At 72.0% G+C, this 26,767-nt stretch carries 9 protein-coding genes and 1 pseudogene; 3 read left to right on the top strand and 7 right to left on the bottom strand.

Annotation, left to right across the window (positions count from 1 at the left end):
• Positions 1-45: 45 nt before the first annotated feature.
• The 6 genes from B7C62_24065 to B7C62_24040 are packed head-to-tail and all read right to left on the bottom strand — an operon-like array spanning position 46 to position 19,442.
• Positions 46-8,643: a hypothetical protein gene (locus B7C62_24065; GenBank protein ARF74967.1), complete on the bottom strand. Its 8,598-nt coding sequence runs from the start codon at positions 8,641-8,643 to the stop codon at positions 46-48.
• On the bottom strand, positions 8,640-13,775 hold the full coding sequence (locus B7C62_24060; GenBank protein ARF74966.1) for a hypothetical protein: 5,136 nt from the start codon (positions 13,773-13,775) through the stop codon (positions 8,640-8,642). The genes B7C62_24065 and B7C62_24060 overlap by 4 nt, the downstream gene beginning before the upstream one ends.
• The gene (locus tag B7C62_24055) at positions 13,772-16,525 is read right to left on the bottom strand and encodes a hypothetical protein (GenBank protein ID ARF74965.1); all 2,754 of its coding nucleotides are present in this window, start codon (positions 16,523-16,525) and stop codon (positions 13,772-13,774) included. Before B7C62_24055 ends, B7C62_24060 begins: the two co-directional genes overlap by 4 nt.
• Positions 16,522-17,592 carry a 2,3-diaminopropionate biosynthesis protein SbnA gene (locus B7C62_24050; protein ID ARF74964.1) on the bottom strand — a complete coding sequence of 357 codons (1,071 nt, stop codon included), beginning with the start codon at positions 17,590-17,592 and terminating at the stop codon, positions 16,522-16,524. Before B7C62_24050 ends, B7C62_24055 begins: the two co-directional genes overlap by 4 nt.
• A 21-nt stretch (positions 17,593-17,613) precedes the next feature.
• Positions 17,614-18,417, bottom strand: coding sequence for an ABC transporter (locus tag B7C62_24045; GenBank protein ARF74963.1), 804 nt, complete (start codon positions 18,415-18,417; stop codon positions 17,614-17,616).
• Positions 18,414-19,442: a daunorubicin/doxorubicin resistance ABC transporter ATP-binding protein DrrA gene (locus tag B7C62_24040; protein ID ARF74962.1), complete on the bottom strand. Its 1,029-nt coding sequence runs from the start codon at positions 19,440-19,442 to the stop codon at positions 18,414-18,416. The genes B7C62_24045 and B7C62_24040 overlap by 4 nt, the downstream gene beginning before the upstream one ends.
• Positions 19,443-19,779: 337 nt before the next feature.
• On the opposite strand from B7C62_24040, the gene B7C62_24035 reads away from it, so the two are divergent.
• Both B7C62_24035 and B7C62_24030 read left to right on the top strand, forming a co-directional pair.
• Positions 19,780-22,047: a hypothetical protein gene (locus B7C62_24035; protein ID ARF74961.1), complete on the top strand. Its 2,268-nt coding sequence runs from the start codon at positions 19,780-19,782 to the stop codon at positions 22,045-22,047.
• Between the two features lie 118 nt (positions 22,048-22,165).
• A complete protein-coding gene (locus B7C62_24030) occupies positions 22,166-23,173 on the top strand; it encodes a 2,3-diaminopropionate biosynthesis protein SbnB (protein ID ARF74960.1) in 1,008 nt (335 codons plus the stop codon).
• An 87-nt stretch (positions 23,174-23,260) separates the two neighbouring features.
• On the opposite strand, the gene B7C62_24025 is transcribed toward B7C62_24030, so the two are convergent.
• Positions 23,261-25,399 (bottom strand): hypothetical protein, encoded by a 2,139-nt coding sequence (locus B7C62_24025; protein ID ARF74959.1) that lies wholly within the window; start codon positions 25,397-25,399, stop codon positions 23,261-23,263.
• A gap of 962 nt (positions 25,400-26,361) precedes the next feature.
• On the opposite strand from B7C62_24025, the pseudogene B7C62_24020 reads away from it, so the two are divergent.
• Positions 26,362-26,751: pseudogene (locus B7C62_24020) on the top strand (hypothetical protein).
• Positions 26,752-26,767: the final 16 nt, after the last annotated feature.

Genomic DNA, 26,767 nt, shown 5'->3' with positions numbered 1-26,767 from the left:
GCATGACGTACAGGGCATGGCGTATACGGGAATGACTGCGGGAATTCAGCTGTGCGGAAGGTGGGCGGCGATAATGCGTCCGATTTCCTGCTGCGGCTGCGGTCGCATCATTCCGTCGTGGTCGGATGCGATGCTGTGGTGGGTGATCCGGCCGCCGATATAGGGCGCCCATTCCGCGATTGTCGGCGACTCCTCGTCGGTGCCGAGCGCCGCGGAGAGGAAGAGGACGTCCCCGCCGAAGCGGTCCGGGACGAACTCGGCGCTGAGGACAGCGTGGTTGCGCACGATCCGCAGCAGCCGGCCCAACTGCTCCTCGTCCAGCCCGGCCAGCGGGTTGGCGTCCCGCCGGAACAGCTCCAGGACCTCGGAGAACCCCGGCTCACCGCCCGCGAAAGCCTGGGCGTCGTATCCGCAGTACTCCAGGATCTTCGCCAGCAGTGCCCGGTCGTCCGGGATGCCGCCGGGCTCCGCGACCGGGTAGCTGTCCAGGTTCGCCAGGAACGCGACACGGTGTCCGAGCGCTTCGAGCCGGGTGGCCGCCGCATGGGCGAGAAGCCCTCCGAAGGACCAGCCGAGAATATAGTAAGGGCCCTCCGGCTGGATTTCCAGAATTCTCCGGACATACCCATCGGCCATGTCCGCTATCGACGACGGAAGCGGGGCTTCCGTGACGATTCCGGCCGACTGGAACCCGTACACCGGAAATTCCTGCGCGAGGTGCTCGGTCAGTCCGAGATAGGGCCAGCTGAGCCCGACCCCGCCGTGCATGAAGAACAGCGGCGGACGGGTCCCGTCGGGCCGTATCGGCAGCACCGTCTCGAAAGCCTCGGTGAGCAGTGCGGGGCGTCGGCCGCCGTCCTCCCCGGTCCGGGTCGCGGCGAGTTCGCCCGCCCGTCCGGCGAGCACGCGCAGGGCGTCGAACCAGCCGTGGGCCAGCCGCTCGGCGTCCGTACCCTCCAGAATCCCGCCCGCCCAGGTCCAGTTGGCGACCAGTACGGGGCCCTCGGGGCCGTCCTCGACAAGGGCGTCCACCTCCAGGGTGTGGGCCAGCGGCATTCCGGGGGAGGCCGCCGCGTACGCCTCCCGCGACTCCGGCGCCGCCGACCAGCCGCCCTCGTACGCCTCGAGTCCGGCGAACCGGCCCAGGTAGTTGAAGCCGAGCTGCGGGTTCACGGCGGGCAGCAGCGGTGCGGGCCCGTCGCCGAGGTGGCGCAGGATGCCGTGGCCGATGCCGTGGTCGGGGAGCCCGGCGAGCTGCTCGCGCATCTCCTTGACCGACTCCTCCGGGCCCAGCCCCGAGGCCCGCAGCAGCACCGGGTGGGTGCCGGTGAACCAGCCGACCGTCCGCGACAGGTCGATGCCGGGGTGCGGCTGTTCCCGGCCGTGCGTCTCGACCTCCACGAGCAGGCCCGTCCCCCGCCACCGGCCGACGGCCAGGTCGAGACCGGCCAGCAGCAGATCGTTGATCTCGGCCTGGAAGGCGGCCGGACCGTGTTCGAGGAGCGGGGCGGTGTGCTCGGCGGGCAGGGTCAGACGCAGGGTGCGGGCCGTGGCCGCGGTGTCCCGCACCGGATCGAGCGCGCGGGCCCCGAGCAGGGGCTCCGTACGGTCCAACAGCACCTGCCAGTAAGCCAGTTCGCCGGAGCGGGAGGCGACCTGGGCGCGCAGGACCTGCGACCAGTGACGCAGGGAGGTGCCGACCGGGTCGAGGTCCGCACCCGGGTTCTCGTACACGGACAGCAGGTCCGGCAGCAGGATGCGCCACGAGACGCCGTCCACCACGAGGTGGTGCAGCATCAGGATCAGCCTGCCCGGCCGGTCGCTCCCCCGGTCGATCCACACGGCCTGCGCCACGACACCCTCGCGCGGGGCAAGCCGGTCGCGGGCCGCCTCCGACTGGGCGGCCACGGCGCGCCGCAGGAGCGACTCGTCCTCGTACGCGCGGTGCGTGGCGTCGACGCGGGTGACCAGCGGCGCGGCCGGCACCCGGCCGGGCTCGCCGATCACGAGCCGCCAGTCGGCCGGGCCGTGCCCGGTCAGCCGCAGCCGCAGCGCGTCATGGTGGTCCAGGACCCGCTGGAGCGCCCCGGTGAGCCGGTCCACGTCCAGGTCGGCGGGCGCGGCCAGCACGACCGACTGGTTGAACCCGTCGATTGGCCCGCCCTCTTCGAGCAGTCGCAGCACGACCGGGGTGGGGAGCAGCTCGCCCACGCCGTCGTCGGTACCGGCCGTCTCGACCGTCTCCGCCCCGCCGACCGCCGCCGCCAGCGCCTCGACCGTCTTGTGGGTGAACACATCGGCCGCGGTCACCCGCAGCCCGGCCCGCCGGGCCCGGGCGACCACCTCGATCGACCGGATGCTGTCCCCGCCGAGCTCGAAGAAGCTGTCGTCGATGCCCACTTGGGGAAGCCCGAGCACCTGGGCGAAGACCTCGCACAGCGTCCGCTCGGTGCCCGTACGGGGCGGACGCCCGGGCCCGTCCGCCAGGGCAGCGATCGGGTCGGGTGTGGGGAGGGCGTTGCGGTCGAGTTTGCCGTTGGGGGTGAGGGGGAGGGCGGGGAGGGTGAGGTAGGTGGTGGGGATCATGTAGTCGGGGAGGTGGGCGGCCAGGGCTTGCTTGGGGTGGGGGGTGGTGCCGATGAGGTAGGCGGTGAGGCGTCCGTGGTGGAGGGCGGTGGCGGCGTCGGTGATGCCGGGGAGGTTGCGGAGGGCGGTTTCGATCTCGCCGAGTTCGACGCGGTGGCCGCGGATCTTGATCTGGTGGTCGAGCCGTTCGAGGAACTCGATCTGCCCGTCAGCCCGTTGACGGACCCGGTCACCGGTCCGGTACATACGGGTACCGGGTGCGCCGTGCGGGTCGGGGAGGTAGGTGGTCGCGGTCCGGGCCGGGTTGTCGAGGTACCCGCGCCCCACACCCGTACCGGCCACGTACAGCTCACCCGGAGTACCCGGAGGAACAGGCCGCAGATAGGTGTCCAGGATGTAGAGACGGGTATTCCGGACGGGAAACCCGATAGGAGTACGCGTCTCCAGAGCGGTACCGGGCGTGATGAAGGCGTGGGTGACATCGTCGGAGCACTCGGTGGGACCATACGCATTCACCAGCGGGATGTGCGGTGCGAGCGCGAGCCACTCGCGCGCGAGGTCGGCGGGGAGAGCCTCGCCGGTCACCATCAGGTGGGTGAGGGGGGCGAGTTCGGGTTGCGGGAGGCCGTTCTTCCATGAGTCGACGGCGGCGCGCAGAAGGGAAGGCACGACTTCGAGGACGGTGACGCCGTCGGCGGCGATACGGCCGAAGAGCTGCTGCGGATCGGCGGCGGTGTCCCGGTCGACCACGATCAGGCGCCCACCGACGATCAACGGGGACAGCATCTGCCACACACTGATGTCGAAGGTGACGGGCGCGTTGTGAACGACCGTGTCGGCAGCGGTCATCCCCAAGTCACCGACCTTGGCCAGAAGATGGTTGATCATCCCCCGCCGATGCACCATCGCCCCCTTGGGACGACCGGTCGAACCCGACGTGAAGATGACGTACGCGAGATCCTCCGGATGCCCCACCGGCTCGGCCAACGCCCCGCCATCCCGGACACCGTCCCAAGCGACGATCTGCGGTGTGTGCGTGGCAGCATCGAGCAGCTCGGCAGCCGTGCCCTCATGACCGGGCCCGACGTACAGAACCTGCGGCGCGCTGTCGTCCAGCAGCCCCGCGCTACGGGCCCGAGGCGCACCCGGGTCCAACGGAACCCACGCAGCCCCCGCCCCCAACACCCCCAGAATCCCCGCCACAAACGGAACACCCGGCTCGCACAACACCGCGACCCGCGATCCGGAGTCCACACCGGCGGCCGTGAGACGGCGGCTCAACGCCGCTGACAGGGCGACGAGTTCGGCGTAAGAAACGCAGCCCCCCGCATCCTCCACAGCCACCGCATCCGGCCGCTCCACCGCCCACGCCCGCACCCGCTCCACCACACCCGCGTACGCGTCCTCGACCGTGGTCGATGCCCAGCCCTGGCGGACTGTCTCCCACTCCCCCGGCAGCAGCGCGTCCGCCGCGCCGAGCGGCTGGTCCGGGGTGGTCACCAGGGTGCCCAGCAGGTGGGTCAACCGCTCGGTGAAGGACCGGGCGGTCGCCTCGCCGAACAGGTCGGTGCTGTACTCCAGTACGGCGTCGATGCCGTCGGGCGCACCCTCGGCGGTGCGCCGCTCGAAGAGCTCGAAGGCGAGGTCGGCCTTTGCCGTTCCCGTGCCGATCAGCAGCGGCTCGGACGCGACGCCCGCCAGCCGCACGGCGGTCTCGGGCGTGTTGTGCAGGGTGAGCATGGTCTGGAACAGCGGGTGCCGGGAGAGCGAGCGGCTGGGGGCGAGAGCGTCGACAACGGCCTCGAAGGGGAGGTCCTGATGGGCGTATCCCGCGAGGTCCGTGGTGCGCACCCGGTCCAGGAGTTCCCGGAAGGTCGGGTTTCCGGACAGGTCCGTGCGCAGGACCAGGGTGTTCACGAACAGTCCGACGAGGTGGTCCAGCGCGGGATCGGTACGTCCGGCGACCGGTGCGCCCAGCGGGATGTCGTCCCCCGCGCCCAGCTTCGACAGCAGGGTCGCCACGGCCGCCTGGAGCACCATGAACGTGCTGGCGCCCTGGGCGCGGGCCAGTTGGCCGACGGCCGCGTGCAGTGCGCCGTCGATACGGAACGCGACCGTGTCGCCCCGGTGGCTGGGCACGGCGGGGCGCGGCCGGTCGGCCGGCAGTTCCAGCTCCTCGGGGAGATCCACCAAGGTGCCGCGCCAGTAGTCCAGTTGGGCGTCGCCGACCGACTCCAGCAGGTCCCGCTGCCACAGCGTGTGGTCCGCGTACTGCACCGGCAGCGGCTCCCACTGCGGGGCCCTGCCCGCGCGGCGGGCTTCGTACGCTTGGGCGAGGTCGGTGCCCAGCGGGCCGATCGACCAGCCGTCGGCCGCGATGTGGTGGACGACGAGGAGCAGGATGTGCTCTTCGTCCGTGACCCTGAACAGGGTGGCACGCAGCGGGAGTTCGGTTGCCAGGTCGAAGCCCCGGCGGGCCTCGTCTTGGACCGCTCCGCCGGTCGGTCCGTACGTCGGCAGGTCATGGACCGGAAGGTCCACCGTCACCGCGTCGGGGGTCAGGATCTCCTGGTACGGCCGCCCGTCGGCGTCCGGGTACCGCGTGCGCAGCGCCTCGTGTCGTACGACGGTGTCGCGTACCGCCGCACGCAGCGCGGCCACGTCCAGGGCGCCCTTCAGCCGGACGGCCACGGGGATGTTGTACGCCGGGTTCCCGGCCTCCAACTGCCCCAGGAACCACAGGCGTCGCTGCGCGGGAGAGAGCGGCAGGACCGCCGGGCGGACGGCGGGGACCAGGGCGGGCCTGGCCTCCCCGGCGTCCGCGACCCGTGCCGCGAGCCCCGCCGGGGTCGGGGACTCGAAGACGGCACGCACCGGCAGATCGGCGCCGAGCGCCGCCCTGATCCGGCCGGTCAGCCGGGTGGCGAGCAGCGAGTGCCCGCCGAGGTCGAAGAAGGAGTCGTCGGGGTCCGCGGGGCCCGGCAGCCCCAGCACCTCGCCGAACACCTCGCCCATCAGCTGCTCCTGCGGGGAGCGCGGGGCGCGGGCGGCGGGGCGCGGCCCCTGCTCGGGCGCGGGCAGGAGCTTGCGGTCGACCTTGCCGTTGGCGGTCAGCGGCAGCGCGTCCAGGGTGACGTACAGCGCCGGGACCATATGGCCGGGCAGGGTCGCGCCGAGGTGCGTCCGGAGCGCCGCCGGGGCGGCCGTGCCGACGGTGTACGCCACCAACTGGGTTCCGCCGGGCAGGTCTTCGCGGGCGAGGACGGCGGCCTGGGACACCTCGGGGTGGGCGGCGAGCGCCGACTCGATCTCGCCCAGCTCGATCCGGAAGCCGCGGATCTTGACCTGGTGGTCGGCGCGGCCGATGTACTCGATCTGCCCGTCACCGCCCCAGCGCACCACGTCCCCGGTGCGGTACATCCGGCTGCCGGCCGGGCCGAACGGGTCGGCCACGAAACGGGTCCCGGTGAGGGAGGGCCGCCCGTGGTAGCCGCGCGCCACTCCGGTGCCCGCGATGTACAGCTCACCGACCGCGCCCCGGGGGGCGAGCCGCAGCGCGTCGTCCAGGACGTACACCTGGGTGTTGGCGATGGGGCGGCCGATGGGCGGCACCCCGGTCCGTACCCCGTCCAGGGTGGCGGCGGTCGACCAGATCGTGGTCTCGGTGGGTCCGTAGACGTTGGTGACCTCGCGGGACGCGGCGCGCAGCGCGTCGGCCAGCGGTTCGCCCACGGCCTCGCCGCCGATCAGCACGCGCAGCGCGGCGAGGCTGCCGGGGTGCTCGGTGACCAGGGCGTGCCACAGGGTGGGGGTGGCCTGCATGACGGTGGCGTCGCTGCCGGTGATCAGGGCGGCCAGCGCCGCCGGGTCGCGTACGGTGTCGTGCTCGGCCAGCACGAGTTCGGCGCCCGTGAGCAGCGGGACGAAGAGTTCGAGGTTGGAGATGTCGAAGCCGAACGTGGTGACCGACAGGAAGCGGTCGCCGCCGTCGATCCGGAACCGTTCGGCCATGTCGTGCAGCAGGTTGACCAGCGCGCCCTGTGGGACGACGACGCCCTTGGGCCGGCCGGTCGAGCCGGAGGTGTAGATCGTGTAGGCGGTGTCGGCGGGGTGCGGGGCGGCCGTGCTCACCGGGCCCGTCGGCCGCCCGGCGAGGAGGGGCGCCGCCGTGTCGAGGAGCAGGTGCGGGTGGGCGGTCACCGCGTCGAGCGCCGCCGCGACGCCCGTCGTGGTCAGGACGAGGGCGGGCGCCGCGTCGTCGAGCATGTAGGCGATCCGGTCGGCCGGATAGCCGGGGTCCAGCGGCAGATAGGCGGCGCCCGCCTTGACGACGGCGAGGGTCGCGACGACCAGGTCCGTGGAGCGGGGCAGCGCCACCGCCACCAGCTCTCCGGGCCCGGCACCGCGCGCCACCAGTTCGTGGGCGAGCCGGTCGGCGCGCGCGTGCAGTTCGGCGAAGGTCAGCCGGTCCGCGCCGCAGCGCAGCGCGGGCGCGTCGGGGCTCGCCCCGGCCCGGTCCGCGAGCTGTTCGCGCAGCGGCCGGTCCGGGTGGTCGCGGAACGTGTCGTTGTACGTGTCCAGCAGCACCGCCCGCTCCGCCCCGCTCACCAGCTCCAGCTGGGAGAGCGGCAGTCCGGCCTGCTCGGGGAGGGCTTCGAGGAGCCGCAGCACCCGGCCGGAGATGTCCGCCGCCTGCTCGGCGGTGATCAGGTCGGGGGCGTGGTCGAGCCGCAGGGTCAGCTCGTCGCCGGGCAGCACCAGCAGCGAGAGCGGGTAGTGCGTGGCGTCGCGGCCCCGGGCGCCCGTCACCGTGAGCCCCGGCACGGCGGAGCGCAGGGCCTGCGGGTCCAGCGGGTAGTTCTCGAAGATCAGTACGGTGTCGAAGAGTTCGCCGTGGCCCGCGTCCTGCTGGATGCGGGAGAGCCCCACGTGCTGGTGCGGCAGCAGGGCCGTGTGCTGCTCCTGCGCCGCGTCGACGACCTCGGCGAGGGTGCGGGAGGCGGGGGCCGCGAGCCGTACGGGGAGGGTGTTGATGAACAGCCCGACCATCGATTCGACGCCCGGCAGCTCCGGCGGGCGCCCGGACGTGGTGGTGCCGAAGACCAGGTCGTCGCGGCCGGTCAGCGCGCCGAGGACCACCGCCCACACGCCCTGGAGCACGCTGGAGAGCGTGACGCCCCGGGTGCGGGCCCACGTGGTGAGGCGCGCCGTCGCCGCCGCGTCCAGCCGCCCGATGTGGGCTTCCGGCAGGACGGGGGTACGGCCGGGCGGGGCGGGGACGAGCCGGGTGGGCTCCGCCAGTCCGGCCAGCAGCTCCCGGAAGGCTTCGGCGGCGCCTTCGGTGTCCTGGCCCGCGAGCCAGGCCAGGTGGCTCTTGTACGAGGTGACCGCAGGCAGCACGCCCGCGTCGCCCCCGGCCGCGTACGCCGTGAACAGCTCGGACAGCAGGACGGGCATGGACCAGCCGTCGAGCAGGATGTGGTGGCAGGTGATCAGCAGCCGGTGCGCGGCGGGGCCGGAACCGGCCGGGCCGGTGGAATCGGCGGCGGGGCCGGAGTCAGCAGAGCCGGTGGAATCGGCGGCGGAGCCGGGGACAGATCCGGAGCCGGAGCCGGATTCAACAAGGCTGGCGGAACCGGCGGCGGTGTCGATCAGCGTGAACCGGATCAGCGGCGGCCGTCCGACGTCGAAGGGTTCCGTACGGTCCCGGTCGGTCAGCGCCTCAAGATCCGCACCGTTCGCCGCCGTTTCCCGCCAGGCCAGCGGCGCCTGACGCGGGATCAGCTGCACCGGGCTGCCGTTCTTGCGGTAGCGGAAGCCCGCGCGCAGATTGGGGTGACGCGCCAGCAGACCGGCGGCGGCGGACTTCAGGGCGGCCCGGTCCAGCGGCCCTTCCAGGTCGAGGACGAGTTGGACCGCGTACACGTCCAGCTCACGCCGGTCGTACACGGCGTGGAAGAGCAGCCCCTCCTGGAGCGGGGTCAGCGGCAGTACGTCGCTGAGGCCGCCTCCCGCTGTCTGGGGCCTCTTCTCGGCGCCCGGTGTGGTCGTGCTCATCCGTCAGTCCCCCAGTCGTCTGCGAACTCGTTCTCGAACTCGTCGATCTCGCCCTGCTCCAGGCCCTCGACGAGCCGTAGGTCCGAGGGTGTGAAGCCCCCGGCGTCGGGCCGCGCGGCGTGCCGGACCAGCGCCCGCAGCGCCCTGAACCAGCCGTGCGCGACGGCCTCGGCGTCGGCGTCGGCCACCGTGAGCCCCGCCCAGGCCCACTCCGCGACCAGGCACGGCCCGTCGCGGCGGTCCTCGGTGCGCGCGTTGACGCCCAGCGCGTGCGGCAGCGGCATACCCGGGTCGGTACCGGCCGCGACCTCCAGCGACTCGGGGGCGATCTGCCAGTCGGCGGGCTCCGGAACCGCCATCCGGCCCAGGTAGTTGAAGCCGAGCTGCGGCGCCGGATAGGCCCCGAGCACCTGCCCGGTACCGTCGTCCAGATGGCGCAGGATGCCGTGGCCGATGCCGTGCTGCGGCAGCTGCCGCAGCTGCTCCTTGACCTCCTTGAGCGCCTGGCCGAGCGCCGGTCCGCCCGCCCACACCTCGTCCCAGTCGCAGAGCCCGACGTCGAGGCGGACCGGGTGCGTGCTGGTGAACCAGCCAACGGTCCGGGTCAGGTCGACGCCCGGCACGACCGGTTCGCGCCCGTGCCCTTCGAGCTCGACGAGCACACCCCGCGCATCGCCTCCTGCGTCCCCCCGCACCTCGCCCCGTCCGCGCTGCCGGTCGGCGACGGCCAGGGCCAGCGCGGTCAGCAGCACATCGTTGATCTCGGCGTGGAAGACGGCGGGTACGGAGGTGAGCAGCTCGGCGGTGTACTCGGCAGGCAGCTCAAGACGCAGGCGCCGGGCCGTGGCCGCGGTGTCCCGCGCCGGGTCCAACGGCCTCGCACCGAGGGGCACTTCGCCGCCCGCCAGCACCGCCTCCCACAGCGGGAGTTCACTGCGGCGCTCGTCGCGGGCCGCCTCCTCGTTCAGCAGCCGCGCCCACTGCCGGAAGGAGGTGCCCACCGGGGCCGGGGCGAGGCCGGGGCGCTCGTACGCCTGGGCCAGGTCGGGCAGCAGGATGCGCCAGGAGACGCCGTCCACGACCAGGTGGTGCAGGGTCAGCAGCAGCCGGCCGGGCCGCTCGTCCCCCGCGTCGATCCAGACCGCCCGCACCACCTCGCCCGCACGGGGGTCCAGCTCCTGCCGGGAGCGGGCCGCCGCCGTACGCACCAGGGCGCCCAGGTCGTCGCCGGGCTCCGCCGCCACCCGTCGCAGCAGGTCCCCGGCCCGTACCGCTCCGGCCTCCCGGACGGTCCCGGCGCTCCACCGCAGGACGTCGTGGTGGTCCAGCAGGACCTGGAGCGCGCCGACGAGACGTTCGTACGAGGCTCCCGCGGGCGTCCGCACGACGGCCGCCTGGTGGAAGCCGTCGGTCGGGCCGCTGATCGCGTCGAACCAGGCCGTGATCGGGGTGGCCGCCACCGGGCCCGTACCGTCGCCCACCCCCACGGTCTCCGGCTGCCCGGCGGCGCCCGCCGCGAGCGCCAGACCCTGCGGGGTGCGGTGGACGAACACGTCCTGCGCGGTGATGGCGAGCCCCGACTCCCGTGCCTTGCTGACCAGTTGGATGGAGCTGATGCTGTCGCCGCCCAGGTCGAAGAAGCTCGCGTCCGCGCCGACCCGCTCCAGGCCGAGCACCTCGGCGAACGCCCGGCAGAGCGCGGTCTCGCGCTCGTTCGCGGGGGCCCGGTCGGCGGAGGCCGGCTCGGTGTAGTCGGGGGCGGGCAGGGCCCGCCGGTCCAGCTTGCCGTTGCCGGTGAGCGGCAGCGCGTCCAGGGCGACGACGGCGTGGGGCACCATGTGCTCGGGCAGCGCGGCGGCGAGCTCGGCCCGCACCGCACGCACGTCCAGCGCGCCGTCGGCCGGGTCCAGCCCCGCACGCACGTCCAGCGCACCCAGCGGGTCTTCAGCGTGCTCCGACCGGACCACGTACGCCACCAGCCGCTTGTCCCCCGGCCGGTCCTCGCGGACCGTCACGGCGGCCTGCGCGATGCCATCGAGGGCGAGCAACGCCCCTTCGATCTCCCCGAGTTCGATCCGGAAGCCGCGCAGCTTCACCTGGTCGTCGACGCGTCCCACGTAGTCGAGGCTGCCGTCGGGGTTCCAGCGCACCAGGTCGCCGGAGCGGTACATCCGGGTGCCGGGCTCCGTGGCGAACGGGTCGGCGACGAACCGGTTCGCGGTGAGCGAGGGCCGCCGCAGATAGCCCCGGGCCAGCTGGGCGCCGCCGATGTACAGCTCGCCCGTGACGCCCGGCGGCACCGGACGCAGCCAGGCGTCGAGTACGTACAGCCGGGTGTTGTGCAGCGGGAAGCCGATCGGCGGGCGGACCGCACCGGAGAGCGGTTCGCTGATGCTGGCGCACACGGTGGCCTCGGTCGGCCCGTACGCGTTGCGCATCACCCGCCCGCGCGAGAACCGCTCCACCAGCTCCGGCGAGCACGCCTCGCCCGCCACGACCAGCTGGACGCCCTCGGGCATCGGCCGGTCGGCGGGCCAGGCGGCCAGCACCGTCGGCGGCAGGCACACCATGGTGACGCCCGTCCGCTCGACGAGGTCGGCCAGCGGGTGGCCGGGACCGCGCTCCTCGGCCGTCGACAGCACCATCGTGGCCCCGGACAGCAGCCCGATGGCCAGCTCCCAGGTCGCGGCGTCGAAGCTGTACGAGGCGAACTGCAGCCAGCGCGTCCCGGGCCCGATCCCCATGCGCGGCCCCTGGTCGGCCACCATCACGGCGACCGTGCGGTGCTCCACGACGACCCCCTTGGGGCGGCCCGTGGAGCCGGAGGTGTAGATCACGTACGCCGCGTCGCGGACCGACAGCGGCCCCGTACGGTCGGCGTCGGTGAGCGCGCGGGCCGGGCGGGCGGCCACCCGGGCCCGTATCTCCTCGTCGTCCAGCAGCAGCGCCGGTACGCCGGAGCCCGCCAGGCCCGCGGACTCGGCGGACGCCGTCAGGGCGAGCGCGGGCCGGGCGTCGTCCAGCATGTAGGCGATGCGCTCGCGCGGGTACGCGGCGTCGATCGGCAGATAGGCCGCGCCCGCCTTCAGGACGGCGAGCAGCGCGACCACCATCTCGGGCGACCGGGGCAGCAGCAGCGCCACCAGATCGCCGGGACCGGTGCCACGGGCCGCCAGCTCGTGCGCGAGCCGGTTGGCGCGTTCGTCCAACTCGGCGTACGTCAGCACCTGTTCGCCGAACCGGAGGGCCGGGTGACCGGGCTGCCCGGCGGCCCGGGCCGCGTACAGCTCGTGCACCGGGGCCACGTCGACGTCCTGCGTCGGCCCCGCCCACACGGTCAGAATCCGGTCCGCCTCGGCGGGCAGCAGCGCGTCGAGACGGCTCAGCGGTACGTCGGGGGCCCCGGCCAGCACGGACAGCAGCCGCGCGAACCGGTCGGCCAGAGCGCGCGCCGTCGCCTCGCCGAACAGATCGGTGCTGTACTCCAGTACGGCGTCGATGCCGTCGGGCGTCCCGTCCGGGCGGTGCCGCTCCGTCAGCTCGAAGGCCAGGTCCAGCTTGGCCGTACCGGTGCGGACCGGAACCACGGACACATCGAGGCCAGGCAGGGCAAGGTCGGCCGACGCGTTGTTCTGGAGCACCAGCATGGTCTGGAACAACGGCTGCCGGGAGAGCGACCGGCTGGGCGCGAGGGCGTCGACGACGGCCTCGAAGGGCAGGTCCTGATGGGCGTAGCCCGCGAGGTCCGTGGCCCGCACCCGGTCCAGGAGTTCCCGGAAGGTCGGGTTCCCGGACAGGTCCGCGCGCAGCACCAGGGTGTTCACGAAGAACCCGACGAGGTCGTCCAGCGCGGGATCGGTACGCCCGGCGACGGCGGCCCCCAACGGGATGTCGTCCCCCGCGCCGACACTGGACAGCAGGGCGGCCAGGGCGGCCTGGAGCACCATGAAGGTGCTGGCACCCTGGGCGCGGCCGAGCGCGGCGACGGCCGCGTGCGGCGCCCCGTCGATCCGGAACGCGACCGTGGCACCGCGGTGGCTGGGCACGGCGGGCCGGGCGTGGTCGGCCGGGAGCTCCAGCTCTTCGGGCAGCGAGCCCAACACGGTCTGCCAGTAGTCCAGTTGCTCGTCGCCGACGGCGGTCAGCAGCTCCCGCTGCCACAGCGTGTAGTCCGCGTACTGCACCGGCAGCGGCTCCCACCGCGGGGCCGTCCCCGCGCGGCGCAGCGCGTAGGCGTCCGTGAGGTCGCGGGCCAGCGGGGCGATGGACCAGCCGTCGGCGGCGATGTGGTGGAGGACCAGGAGGAGGACGTGCTCGCCGTCGCCTTCCGTGAACAGGGTTGCGCGGAGAGGGAGTTCACTCGACAGGTCGAAGCCCTGGACTGCGGCCGAGGCGAGCGCGCGAGCCAGGGCCTCGCCGGAGGCGTTCGTGGAGGGCGTGGCGCCCGTGGAGGGCGTGGCTTCCACAGCCGACGGTACGGGCAGCACGGGCAGGTCCACGCGCGCTTCGGCGGCCGGCACGATCCGCTGCCGGGGGCGGCCCCCGTCGTCGGGGAAGACGGTCCGCAGGCTCTCGTGCCGGGCGACGACATCACCGAGCGCCGCACGCAGCGCCGCCACGTCCAGATCGCCGGTGAGGCGGACGGCAAAGGGGAGGTGGTAGGCGGCGGAGCCCTGGCCCAACTGGTTGAGGAACCAGAGGCGTTGCTGCGCCGGGGAGAGCGGCAGCTCGTCTGGGCGCGCACCGGCCGCCACGAGCGCGGGCCGCGCGAGGGCGCCGCCCGTACCGCCCTCGCCGTTCTCCAGCCGCTCGGCGAGCGCGGCGACGGTCGGGGCCTGGAAGAAGACCCGGATCGCCACCTCGAAGCCCAGCCGGGCCCGTACCCGGGAGGCGACCCGGGTGGCAAGCAGCGAATGCCCGCCGAGCTCGAAGAAGTCGTCGTCGATCCCCACGGCGGGAAGTTCGAGCACCTCGGCGAAGATCTCGCACAGCGCCCGCTCCAGCGGATTGCGCGGGGCGAGCAGATCGGCGGAGAGAGCCGTCGGGTCGGGTGTGGGGAGGGCGTTGCGGTCGAGTTTGCCGTTGGGGGTGAGGGGGAGGGCGGGGAGGGTGAGGTAGGTGGTGGGGATCATGTAGTCGGGGAGGTGGGCGGCCAGGGCTTGCTTGGGGTGGGGGTGGTGCCGATGAGGTAGGCGGTGAGGCGTCCGTGGTGGAGGGCGGTGGCGGCGTCGGTGATGCCGGGGAGGTTGCGGAGGGCGGTTTCGATCTCGCCGAGTTCGACGCGGTGGCCGCGGATCTTGATCTGGTGGTCGAGCCGTTCGAGGAACTCGATCTGCCCGTCAGCCCGTTGACGGACCCGGTCACCGGTCCGGTACATACGGGTACCGGGTGCGCCGTGCGGGTCGGGGAGGTAGGTGGTCGCGGTCCGGGCCGGGTTGTCGAGGTACCCGCGCCCCACCCCCGTACCGGCCACGTACAGCTCACCCGGAGTGCCCGGCGGAACAGGCCGCAGGTGGGTGTCCAGGATGTAGAGACGGGTGTTCCGGACGGGAAACCCGATAGGAGTACGCGTCTCCAGAGCGGTACCGGGCGTGATGAAGGCGTGGGTGACATCATCGGAGCACTCGGTGGGACCATACGCATTCACCAGGGGTATCCCGGGCTCCAACTCCCCCCAGAGCAGAGCCAGATCGGCCGAGAGCGCCTCACCCGTCACCATCAGCGCACGCAGCCCGCCCACGGAAGGCCGGGGCGTACCCGCCTGCCACGCGTCGACAGCGGCGCGCAGAAGAGAAGGCACGACTTCGAGGACGGTGACGCCGTCAGTGCTGACACGGCCGAAGAGCTGCTGCGGATCGGCGGCGGTGTCCCGGTCGACCACGATCAGACGCCCACCGACGATCAGCGGGGACAGCATCTGCCACACACTGATGTCGAAAGTGACCGGCGCATTGTGAACAACCGTGTCGGCAGCGGTCATCCCCAAGTCGCTTACCTTGGCCAGAAGATGGTTGACCATCCCGCGCCGATGCACCATCGCACCCTTGGGACGACCGGTCGAACCCGACGTGAAGATGACGTACGCGAGATCCTCCGGATGCCCCACCGGCTCGACCAACACCCCGCCATCCCGGACGCCGTCCCAGACCACCACCTGCGGAACATGAACGGCGGCATCGAGCAGCTCCACCGCGGTTTCCTCATGTCCGGGCCCCACATACAGAACCTGCGGCGCACTGTCGTCCAGCAGCCCCGCACTCCGGGCCCGGGGCGCACCCGGGTCCAACGGAACCCACGCCGCCCCCGCCCCCAACACCCCCAGAATCCCCGCAACGAACGGCACACCCGGCTCGCACAACACCGCGACCCGCGACCCGACACCGACCCCGGAAGCCACCAGCCGACGACTCAACGCCGAAGCAAGAGAGACGAGTTCAGCGTAAGAAACACGCTCTCCCGCATGCTCCACGGCAATCGCGTCCGGCCGCTCCACCGCCCACGCCCGCACCCGCTCCACCACACCCGCATACGCATCCACGACCGTGGTCGACGCCCAGCCCTGGCGTATCGCTTCCCGCTCCCCCGGCAGCAGCACGTCCAGCTGGTCGACGACGGCGTCGGGACCGGCCTCGGCGAGAGTGGTCAGCCAGCCGAACAGGCGTTGCTGGTGGAGCTCCAGCTCCTCCTGGGTGTAGCGCTCGGGGTTGGCGTCGAGCCGTACCGAGTAGCCGCTCTCCGCCGAGTCGAGGTAGATGATCTGCATGTCCTCGACCGGACCCGTCGACAGGTTGTGCAGCAGCCCCGCGCACTCCCCGAAGGTGTAATCGAAGCCGGATTCCAGGACGTTGACCGTGGGGCCCAGTGACCGGCCCGCGTCGCCGGTGAAGCCGAGGTCGCGGCGGATGCGGTCGCCCCGGTAGTTCTGGTGGCGCAGGGTCGCGCGCAGTTCACCGGCGCTGTCGCGCAGGAAGTCGGCCACGGTCCGGCCTGGCGCCACCTCGACCGGGTGCGGTACGAAGTTGGCCCGCATACCGGGAACGGCACGCGAGGCCGCCGTGGCGCGGGCCGGTACCGCGAGGGTCAGCAGGGCGCGTTCCACGTTGGCGGCCCGCTGCACATAGCTGCCGGTCGCCGCGATCAGGAGCGTCTGCCAGGTGACCCGGGCGTCCCAGGCGAGCGTGCGCAGCCGCTCGACGGTGGCCGCGGGCAGTACCGCCTCGCACCGCAGGGAGGCGCGGACCTGGCCGCCGGGCCGCGAGGACAGGCTCACCGGCTCCGGCACCGGGTCGAACCGGGACTGCCAGAACGCCTGCTCCTTGCGGTACTTGGCGCTCTGCGCGTACGTGTCCTCGTCGTCGGTGAGCGTACGGGGGTCGGGGAAGGCGCCCTCGGCGTCCGGGTCGGCGTACAGGGCGGCGAGCCGGTTGTAGACGAGGACGCGGCTGAACCCGTCGACCACGATGTGGTTGACCCGGATGTAGAACAGCACGTGTTCCGGGCCGAGCCGCAGCAGCACGGACCGGAGGGTGCCCGCCGTCAGGTCGGGTGGTGCCAGCAGGTCGCGCCGCATGAACGTGTCGGCGGCCTCGCGGGGCCGTTCCTCGTGGGAGAGGTCGACCGTCTCGACGGGGAACTCCTCGACGGGGAGCAGTTCTTGGCGCGGTTCGCCGTCCTGTTCGGTGAACCGGGCGCGCAGGGTGCCGGCCTCCCGCAGTACCCCCTGCCAGGCCGCCGTGAGCCGGGCGGTGTCGAGAGGGCCGCGCAACTCCAGGAAGTCGCCCATGGTGAAGACGGGGTTGCCCGGGTCCGCCTGCTGTCCGTACCACATCTCGTGCTGCGCGGCGGAGAGCGGCAGCTGCTGCGCAGGGGGAAGGGAGATCATGACTGCAGTGCTCCAGTGGGAAGTTCGGTCAGTTCATGGCTGTCGTCGACCGCGTCGCCGCCCTGGGCGTCGGCTGTGTCCCGGGCCGACGGGGTCTCCGGTGCGGCGGGCGTGCCGTCCATGCCGATGCCGTACACATCACGCACCCAGCTCGACTGGTAGACGGTGTCGAGATAGCGCTCACCGAGGTCCGGGGCGATGGCGACCGCCGTGGCGTTCTGCCCGGGGCGGTGCTCGGCCAGCCAGCTCAGCGCGCCGCTGACCACCGTCCCGGTGGAGCCGCCGAAGAGGAAGCCGCCGCGGGCCAGGGTGTGGCAGGCCCGTACGGTGTCGGCCTCGGGGACGTGCACCACGTGGTCCACGTACGAGGTGTCGAGCAGCGCGGGCCGCACCCCGGTGCCGAGGCCGGGGACCATGCGCGGGCCCGGCGGCCCGCCGAAGGTCACCGAACCGACGCTGTCGACGGCCACGATCGTCACGGGCCGCGGCCGGTCCTTGAAGTAGCGGGCGCAGCCCATCAGGGTGCCGGTGGTGCCCGCGCCGATGAACAGGACCTCCAGGCCCGGGAACTGCTTCTCGATCTGCGGGGCCGTGGTGCGGTAGTGCGCCCGCCAGTTGTCCGGGTTGGCGTGCTGGTTGAGCCAGACGTACCGGGGTCCGCCGGACAGCAGCCGCTGGACGTACGCGAGGCGCGCCGCGAGGAACCCGCCCTCGGCCGCCGGTTCGGTGACGGTGTGGACCTCGCTGCCGAGCGATTCGATGACCTTGCGGGTGGCGAGGTTGGTACGGGCGTCGACCACACAGATGAAGTGGTAGCCCTTGGCGGCGGCGATCACGCTCAGGGCGACGCCGAGGTTGCCGGAGGACGACTCCACGAGCGTCGATTCCCGGGTGAGGGCCCCGCTGCGTTCGGCCGCCTCGATCATGCTCGCCGCGGCCTTGAGCTTGATGGAACCGGCGAAGTTGAAGCCCTCACACTTGAGGTGCAGCGGATAGCCGTACATGTCCCGCAGATCCACGTAGAGATCTTCGGTGTTGAATTCGTGTGGTGCCGATATGACCGGCATGATCCCCCCAGAAGCACGCAGTCATCGCGTGGCCGAAGTGCGGTACACGCGCAGGCTCAGTGGTACGAGAACGGCGATGAGCAGCCCGATGCTGATCAGCGAGACGGTCACCGGGTGCGTCACGGGATAGCTGGCGGAGGTGACGGCCCCGGTGTTTCCCCACAGCTGGCGACAGGCTTCGGAGACGGCGCTCACCGGGTTCCACTCGGCGACCGTCCGCAGCCAGCCGGGCAGGCCGGTGAGCGGCATGAACGAGCTGGACAGGAACGAGAACAGGACCAGCATCAGGGCCGCTACCCCGCTGATCGCCTCGAGGTTGCGCATCAGCATGCCCAGCAGCGCGCCGACCCAGAGCATGGCGTACGCGAAGGCGAGCAGCAGCAGGAAGCCGAGGAGGTTCTCCGCGAACGTGCCGTGCACCCGCCACCCGACGGCGAGTCCGGTGAGCGCCACCAGGACGATGCTCAGCGCCGCCGCCGCGAGATCGGCGAGGGTGTGGCTGACCAGCACGGTCGCCCGGCCCATCGGCAGGGAACGGAACCGGTCCATCAGCCCCTTGCCGAGATCGCCCGCCACCCCGATCGCGGTGATGCCGATGCAGGAGAGCCCGACCTGGGCGAAGACCCCGGCCATGATGTACTCGCGGTAGCTGCTGCCCGCGTCCTTCACCTGGACGACGGTCGCGAAGAGGTAGCCGAGGATGACGACCATCGCGACGGGGGTGAGCGCCACCCCGATGATCTTCTCCGGGGTACGGCGCAGATGGCGCAGATGGCGGCCGGTGAGGGCCGCGACGTCCTGGCCGTGGGCAAGTGCCGAACTCATCGCAGGGCCTCCGCTTTCTCCGCGCGCTCTGCTTTCTCCGCGCTGTCCACGCTGTCCTCGTTCTCCGTTTCCTCCGCGCTCCGCGGACCGGTGACCTCGCCCGTCAGATGGAAGAAGACGTCGTCCAGCGAGGGGCGGCGCAGCGCGAACTCCTCCACCGCGACACCGGCGTACTCCAGCGCGGTCGCGGCGGCGGCCAAGGCCCCCATACCGTCCGGGAGTTGTACGAGGAGGGTGCGCTGCCGCCCGTCCAGCTGCGGGGCGTTCACCGCGAGCGGGGCGAGGACCGCGGCGGCCTGGGCGAGGGCGTCGGCGTCGGCGACGGCCACCTCCAGGCGTTCGCCGCCGACCTTCCGCTTGAGCTCGTCGGAGGTGCCCTCGGCGATCACCCGGCCCCGGTCGACGACCAGGATGCGGTCGGCGAGGAAGTCGGCCTCCTCCAGGTACTGGGTGGTGAGCAGCACGGTGACGCCCTGGTCGACCTGGTCGCGCACCATGCGCCACAGGGTGGCCCGGCTGGCCGGATCGAGTCCGGTGGTGGGCTCGTCGAGGAAGAGGACCTCGGGCGAGCCGATCAGGCTCACGGCGAGGTCGAGGCGGCGCCGCATGCCGCCGGAGTAGTCCTTGGCCGGCTTGTCCGCCGCGGCCTCCAGCTCGAACCGTCCGAGCAGTTCGGCGGCCCGCGCCCGGGCTCCCCTGCGGCCCAGCCGCAGCAGCCTGCCGAGCAGGATCAGGTTCTCGCGGCCGGTGAGCAGCTCGTCGACGGCCGCGTACTGTCCGGCGAGACCGATGCGGGTACGCACCTCGCGCCGCTGGCGCACGATGTCGAAGCCCGCGACGTGCGCGCTGCCCTCATCGGGTTCCAGCAGGGTGGCGAGCGTGCGGACCGTGGTGGTCTTGCCTGCGCCGTTGGGTCCGAGCAGGCCGAGCACGGTACCGGCTTCGACCGACAGGCTCACGCCGTCGAGGGCACGGTGGCCGCCGTAGTTCTTCGTCAGGCCGTCGGCCTCGATCGCGGTGTTCACGAATTTCCCCCTCTCTTGGAATTCTGTGAATGGGAGACCGGGAGCTGGGTAATCCTGACGTCGGGTAATCCCGAGAGGAATGCAGACCTCGGACCGGCGTTCTCCCGCCGTCAGAAACGTATCCGCCGCCTCGGCCGAAAAGCGCGGTTCCCGGTGTCCGCAGCCTGCCGGTGCAGCATGTTGCAGGCCCGGCGCGCCCCTGGTCGCAGCGGGGCTGGCAGGACCTTGCAGCGGCACTCAACTGTCAAGCGGGAAAGGCGATCCGCCGGGCCCGCGCCCCTATCGTCGGAGGGTCGCTGATCGTAGGTCCGGAAAGCACTTCCCACTGGGAGAGGTCATGGCAAGTCAACGAAATCTGGCGGCTTCACTAGGGGTGTGGAGCGCCCGGCACCGTAAGACCGCGCTTTTCGGATGGCTCTTCGCCGTCATCGCGCTCACGGTGCTGGGGAACCTGGTGGGGCAGAAAAGCCTGACCGAGGCCGACTACGGAACAGGGGAATCCGGCCGCTCGGCCCGTATTCTCGTCGAGGCCGGTATCACCTCCCCGGCACCCGAGATCGTGCTCGTGCACAGTGACCGGCTGACCGCCGACGCGCCGGAGTTCAAGAAGGCCGTGGCCGACGCGATCGCGGCCGTCGAGGGTACGGGCCTGGCCCAGGGCATCGGTGACCCGTACGAGACGGGCGCCATCGGCGAGGACAAGCACGACGCGCTCGTCCAGTTCTCCGTGAAGGGCGACCCGGACACGGCCGCCGACCGCATCCAGCCCGTCATCGACGCGCTCGCGAAGGCGGAGGGCGCCCATCAGGACGTCACCTTCGGCCAGTACGGCGCCGCCACCGGCCTCAAGGGGATCAACGACTCGCTCGGCGCGGACTTCACCCGCGCCGAGTTCACCGCCGTGCCGGTCGCGCTCGGCATCCTGCTCATCGTGTTCGGCGCGCTCGTCGCTGCCGTACTGCCGCTGATCCTCGCCATCACCGCGTGCGTCGCCGCCATGGGCCTGCTCGCCCTCTCCAGCCAGCTGGTCCCGGTCGACGCCATGACCAACTCGGTGCTGCTGCTGATGGGGCTCGCCGTCGGCGTCGACTACTGCCTCTTCTACATCCGCCGTGAGCGCGAGGAGCGGGCCGCGGGCCGCGACAAGGAGTCCGCGCTGCGCATCGCGGCGGCGACCTCCGGCCGTTCGGTGCTGATCTCCGGTATCACCGTCGCCGTCGCGATGGCCGGCATGTTCTTCTCCGGCCTGACCGTCTTCGAGGGCTTCGCCATCGCGACCATCGAGGTCGTCCTGATCGCGGTGCTCGGCTCCATGACCGTACTGCCCGCCGTGATGTCGATGCTCGGCGACCGCATCGACGCGGGCCGCATCCCCGGTCTGCGCCGCACGTCCCGCGCGCGGGCGGCGGACCGGAAGCCGGGCAGGCTGCTCGGTGCGGTGATCAAGGCGCCTGCCCTGTTCGCCGTCCTCGGTATCGCGTTCATGCTCGCGCTCGCCGCGCCCGCCCTGTCCATGAAGACCGAGAAGCTGGGCTTCGACCAGCTGCTGCCCGCCGACAACGTCACGGCGCAGACGGCCAAGCGGATCGAGAAGGTCTTCCCGGGCGCCCCGGCACCGGCCCAGGTCGTGTTCAGGGCCGCCGACATCGACGCGCCCGCCACCACCGCCGCCATCGAGGAGTTCCAGCAGCGGGCCCTGGCCTCCGGCCAGGTCAGGAACCCGATCGAGATCACCGTCCACCAGGACGAGAACATCGCGGTGATCAACGCCCCGCTGGCGGGCGACGGCCGCAACGCGACATCGGCGAAGGCCCTGGCGGAGCTGCGGAACGACATCATCCCGGCCACCCTGGCGAAGGCCCCGGGCGCCGAGGCCGCGGTCGGCGGCGACCTGGCCTTCTCCACCGACTACAACAGCCAGCTGAAGTCGTCGGTCCTGCCGGTCTTCTCCTTCGTGCTGGGCATCAGTTTCCTGCTGATGCTGCTGTGCTTCCGCTCCCCGGTCATCGCGGTCACCGCGATCGTCCTCAACCTGATGTCGGTGGCCGCCGCCTACGGGGTGATGACCGCCGTCTTCCAGAAGGGCTGGGGCGACGAGCTGGTGGGCACCACGGCCGTCGGCGCGATCGAGTCGTGGATGCCGCTGTTCGTCTTCGTGGTGCTGTTCGGCCTGTCGATGGACTACCACGTCTTCGTGGTCTCCCGCGTCCAGGAGGCCCACGGCCGGGGCGCCGACAACCGTACGGCCGTCGCCCACGGAATCCGCGCCACGGCGGGGGTCGTCACGAGCGCGGGCATGATCATGGTCGCCGTGTTCGCGGTGTTCGGCACGCTGTCCATGCAGGCTTTCAAGCAGCTGGGCGTCGGCCTGGCGGTGGCGGTGCTGCTCGACGCCACTCTCGTACGGGCTGTGCTCCTGCCGTCCGTGATGGTCCTGCTCGGCCGCTCCAACTGGTGGCTGCCGGGCTGGCTGAAGTGGCTGCCGCAGCTCTCCCACGGCGAGGAGGAGGCGGCTTCGGCCCCGGCCCCCCGATCGGCCGCGAAGGAGAGCCCCGGCCCGGACCAGGCGGGTTCACCCGACGGCCGCCTGCTGACGAACCGCTGACCACCCCACCCCACAGCCCCACCCGCCGAGCGGGCCTCACGGCCCCGCTCGGCGGTCGCACGCGCTCACCACTCCCTCGTCCGCACCACACCCACCTAACTCCCAAGGACAGCACGCCATGTACGAGTTCAGCGTCATCGGAGGCAAGACCGCACGGGCGGTCATCGGCTCCTCCCGGCAGGCCATCGTCGATGTCGTCCGCGACACCTACCTCGCCCACGACGCGGGCGACTCCGTGAACCCCGACAGCTACTTCCTGCGCTTCCCCGAGAAGCCCGACGCCCGCATCATCGCGCTCCCCGCCCACCTCGGCGGTGCGGCCGACGTCTCCGGGATCAAGTGGATCAGCAGCTTCCCGGCCAACATCGAGCGCGGCATACCGCGCGCATCGGCGGCCCTGCTGCTCAACGACTACGAGACGGGCTACCCCTTCGCCTGCCTGGAGGCTTCGCAGATCAGCGCCGCCCGCACGGCGGCCTCCGCGGTGCTCGCGGCGGAGCAGCTCACCGGCGGCCGGACGGCCGGCAAGCTGACCGTCGTGGGGGCGGGCATCATCGCGCGCAACATCCTCGAGTTCTTCAAGTCCCGCGACTGGCAGGTCACTTCGCTCTCCGTGCACGACAAGAGCGAGGAGTACGGTGCGGCGCTCGCCGCCCACGCCACCGGCACCCTGGGCTACCCGGCCACCACCGACCCCGACCTCGCCTCGGCGCTCACGGGCGCCGACGTGGTGGTCCTCGCGACCACCGCCGCCGAGCCGTACATCGTGGACCCGGCCGCCTTCGCCCCCGGTCAGGTGGTCCTCAACATCTCGCTGCGGGACATCGGCCCGGAGCTGATCGAGGGCTCGTACAACATCCTCGACGACATCGACCACTGCCTGAAGGCCAACACCTCCCCGCACCTCGCGGAACAGAAGTACGGGGACCGGCACTTCATCACCGGCACGCTCGCCCAGTTCATCAAGGGCGAGGTGACGACCGGGTCCGACAAGCCGGTGATCTTCTCCCCGTTCGGGCTGGGCGTCCTGGACCTCGCGGTCGGCCTGCACGTGTTCCACGCGGCACGGGAGTCGGGCGAGGCAGTGGAGATCGCGGACTTCTTCGGGGAGACAACGCGCTGGTAAGCGCCGTACGCCCCGGTCGCCCACCCCGCGACACCGCACAGAGGGCCCGGACGGGACTGCCCCCGTCCGGGCCCTCGCACATGCCCGCTACCCGATCAGCCGGTAGGCGGAGCACACCCCGAGGAAGACCAGCGCGGCCAGCGTGCTGCACGTGTAGTGCACCCGGCCCGACAGCCGCCACCAGCGTCGGCGCCAGGCGAGCCCCGCGCACAGCACCATGGCGCACGTGGTGGCGAGTGCGATGGTGATCAGCGTCGGCACGATCTCCAGCAGCACCGAATCCCCCACCATCACGGTGCGGTTGAGGGCGTCGGGGTCGGCAAACAGGAGCACGAAGCACACCGTGGCGGCGGTGATCAGCGCCCCGGTCGTCCAGAGCAGCAGCCGGGCGGCGCGCGCACCTCCCGGCGTACCCGGCGAACGGCGGCGCACCAGGGCCAGCACCGGCAGCGCCAGCACGGTCAGCGCGAGGAACGCGAGACTGGCGAGCAGGGCCTGCTGGTGCAGGGTGGGCGACTGGTACCAGGGCAGCCGCTCGTACGCTGCCGAGGCGTCCGAGGCGACGACGAGCCGGCCGTCCCGGAAGGCGATACGGTCCTGGCCGCCCTTCTCCTGGAAGAGCCCGGGGCTGATCTGCACCCAGTGCCGTACGGAGGTGGAGGGGTCGCGGGTGAGCGGGCCGGTCGTGGTCAGGGTGGCGCCCTCCCCCGCCTCCACCCGGACCGACCCGGTCAGGGCGCCGATCCGGGTCAGCTCGGAGGAACTGGTGCGCGTGGAACGGTAGTCGCCCTCGTACGGGGAGACGTCGGCGTACGAAGCGGACCGTTCCACCGGCTGTTCCGCCGACCGTTCCACCGACCGGGCGGCGCCGAAGTGGTCGGCGACCAGGTCAGCCACTTCCTGCCCGGCCCAGGTGGCGCCACCGCCCTCACCGTCACCGTTGTAGACGACGTACACCCCCACGCCACGCTCCGGGAGCAGCGCCAAGTTGCCGTGGAATCCCGGCAGATCGCCTTCCTTGACGAGCATCCGCTGCCCGCTGCGGACCCGCTCCTCCAGGATGTAGCCGAGACCGGGGAGCCGCGGGTCGTTGCCGAACTGCCGCTTGATCAGGGCGGATCGGGACTTCGGCGTGAGCAGGGGACCACCGTCGTCAAGCAGGGCGCGCAGCAGCAGCCCCATGTCACCGGCCGTACTGACGGCACCCGCCCCGGTCGGGCTCCAGTCGCCGTACTGCCCGTTCTCCACCAACTGCCGCCCGCCGGAGGGCCGGTGGCCGCGTGCGAGCCGTGCCTCGACGGCCGGGGGGTGGGGCTGGGCGAAGCTGGTGGACCGCATGCCGAGGGGCCGCAGGATCGACCGGTCCACGTACTGGGCGAACGGGGTGCCCGTGACGGTCTCCACCAGATGACCGGCGAGCGCCACCCCGTAGTTGTCGTAACTGGCGACCGTGCCCGGCGGCCGCACCCGGCGGGGCTGGTGCTCGGCGAGGCTCTCACCGAGCGGCCGCACGTCCTCGGGGCGCACGGTGGCCCGCCCGATGATGTTGTTGTCGAAGCCCGCCGTGTGCGTCAGGAGATCCCGTACGGTCACGGGGCGCCCGGGAAAGGTGTCGGCGACCTGGAAGGTCTTCAGGTAGCGGTTGACGTCGGCCCCCAGATCGAGCCGACCCTTCTCGACCTGCTGAAGCACCGCGATCGCGGTGAACAGCTTGGCGTCGGAAGCCAGGAAGAACCCGGTGCGCTCCGGGTCCACGGCCGTCCCGGCCTCGATGTCCGCGACCCCGTACCCCTGGGCGAAGACCTGCCGCCCACCCTGGACGACCACGACGGCCGCGCCCGGGATGCGATGGTCGGCGAGCTGCTTCCGCACAAGGGCGTCGAGCGCCCCCGGCAGGGAGCCGCTCCGCCCCTGCGAACGAAGACCGGCATCCCGCCCCGGCCCAGCGGCCTGCGCCACCCCGCTGCCGAGCACCACGAGCACGGTCAGCAGGAGTACCTGGAAGGCGAGGAGGAGGCGGCGCGGACGCTGTCGATTCGTCATGCAACCAGTCAATCCCGCGGAAGCGCCCCGGCCCATGGCCCTGGGTGGCGTCCGTGGGGGACCTAGGTACACCCCGGGGTTGGGGAGGGAGGGCCCGTACCCGCCACACCTCCTACGAGGCCGCGTGCGCGAACTCGGACAAGGAAGCGGGCGTGAGCGTACGAGCGGCGCCTCGTCGAGCATCTGCTTCCAGCGATGGGGACCCCGGCGCCGCGCATGGCATCCGCCATCCGCAGGTCCCGGACGCCGACATGCCCAAGGGCACCGTCGACCTGCGGACGGCCGACGTGATCTGCTCCCACCTGGCCGACATCCAGCAAGCGTGGGGGCCTGCGACCTCTCCCGGGGAGCGCCGGACCCTGTTCCTCCGCTACGCCCTGGACTGGTCGGATGAGCTGATCGCCGCCCACGATTCCATCACGGCTCGCGCCGTGCGGTACCGCCTTGAGCGCGGGTCGGAAAAATCGCCGCCCACCTCAACAGCCAGTCATACGTGGATGGGTAAGAAAGGCTGGCCGTCGCGAAACCCCATACGCCCCGCCGCGCGCCACTTTGACGTGAGTACGGGACGTTTCGCGATCCACTCAGGGCAAGTAGACCTTCTGCCATTCGACAGAGGTCATCGTCAAAGCAGCCTCGGCGAGCTGCTGTGCGGACGCCGTCTTCAGCTTATTCCGACTGGAGTCGATCCAGCCCTCGACGTTGGAGCAGCCCTGCTCGCGGTACTCGATGGCCTGGATCAAGCACTGCAACGCCCCGCTGGCGGGGTACGTCAAGACCAACGACAACGGCAACGAGGTCTCGTACACCGTCCGGGCCCGAGCCTTCTCCGCCGAACCCGCGCTCGCGATCGACGTGCGCCTCACGGGAGGAGACGCCACGAGAACAGCGCTCGCAGTCTGCAAGAAGCTCACCCGACTCGGGGCTTCGGAGCTGGCAAAGGCTTCCGCCTCCACCTAGTCACCGTCGAAGGCGCCACCGGGGCCAATTCCCTGCCCCCTCGGCGGAGACGGGAGCCTCCTCGGCCTCGCACAGGGCGCCCGTTCAGCGGGCGCCACCCCCTCCTCATTCAGCCTGACCAGAGGCCCCATCACTGTCTTGTCCGCCCGCTCTGCCGGTGGCTGCCGCCTCTACCGGATCAAACCCTGCTGGCCCTGAACGGCGTCGGCCCCGACGTCGCCGGCCAACTGCTGGTCACTGCGGGCGAAAACCCCGAGCGCCTGCGCTCGGAGGCGGCCTTCGCCATGCTCTGCGGCGCTGCCCCGCTGCCGGCCTCCTCCGGACGCACCCAGCGCCACCGGCTCAATCGCGGCGGCGACCGGCAGGCCAACTCCGCGCTTTACCGCATCGCACTCTGCCGCCTGCGCTACGACGCACGTATCAAGGACTACATGGAGAGGCAGACCAAGGAAGGCATGTCCAAGAAGGAGATCATCCGCTGCCTCAAGCGGTACATCGCCCGCGAGATCTACCAGGTCCTGGCTGCTCCGGCCCAAGCCCGGACCACCGCCGAACAGCTCACAAAAGCCGCATGACGCCCCTTCGGGCGGC

It is taken from the genome of Kitasatospora albolonga (genome assembly GCA_002082585.1).
In the GTDB taxonomy this organism is placed as follows: Bacteria; Actinomycetota; Actinomycetes; order Streptomycetales; family Streptomycetaceae; genus Streptomyces; species Streptomyces stephensoniae.
The sequence above is the reverse complement of the archived record's forward strand: the minus strand, read 5'-3'. Positions and strand labels throughout refer to the sequence as shown.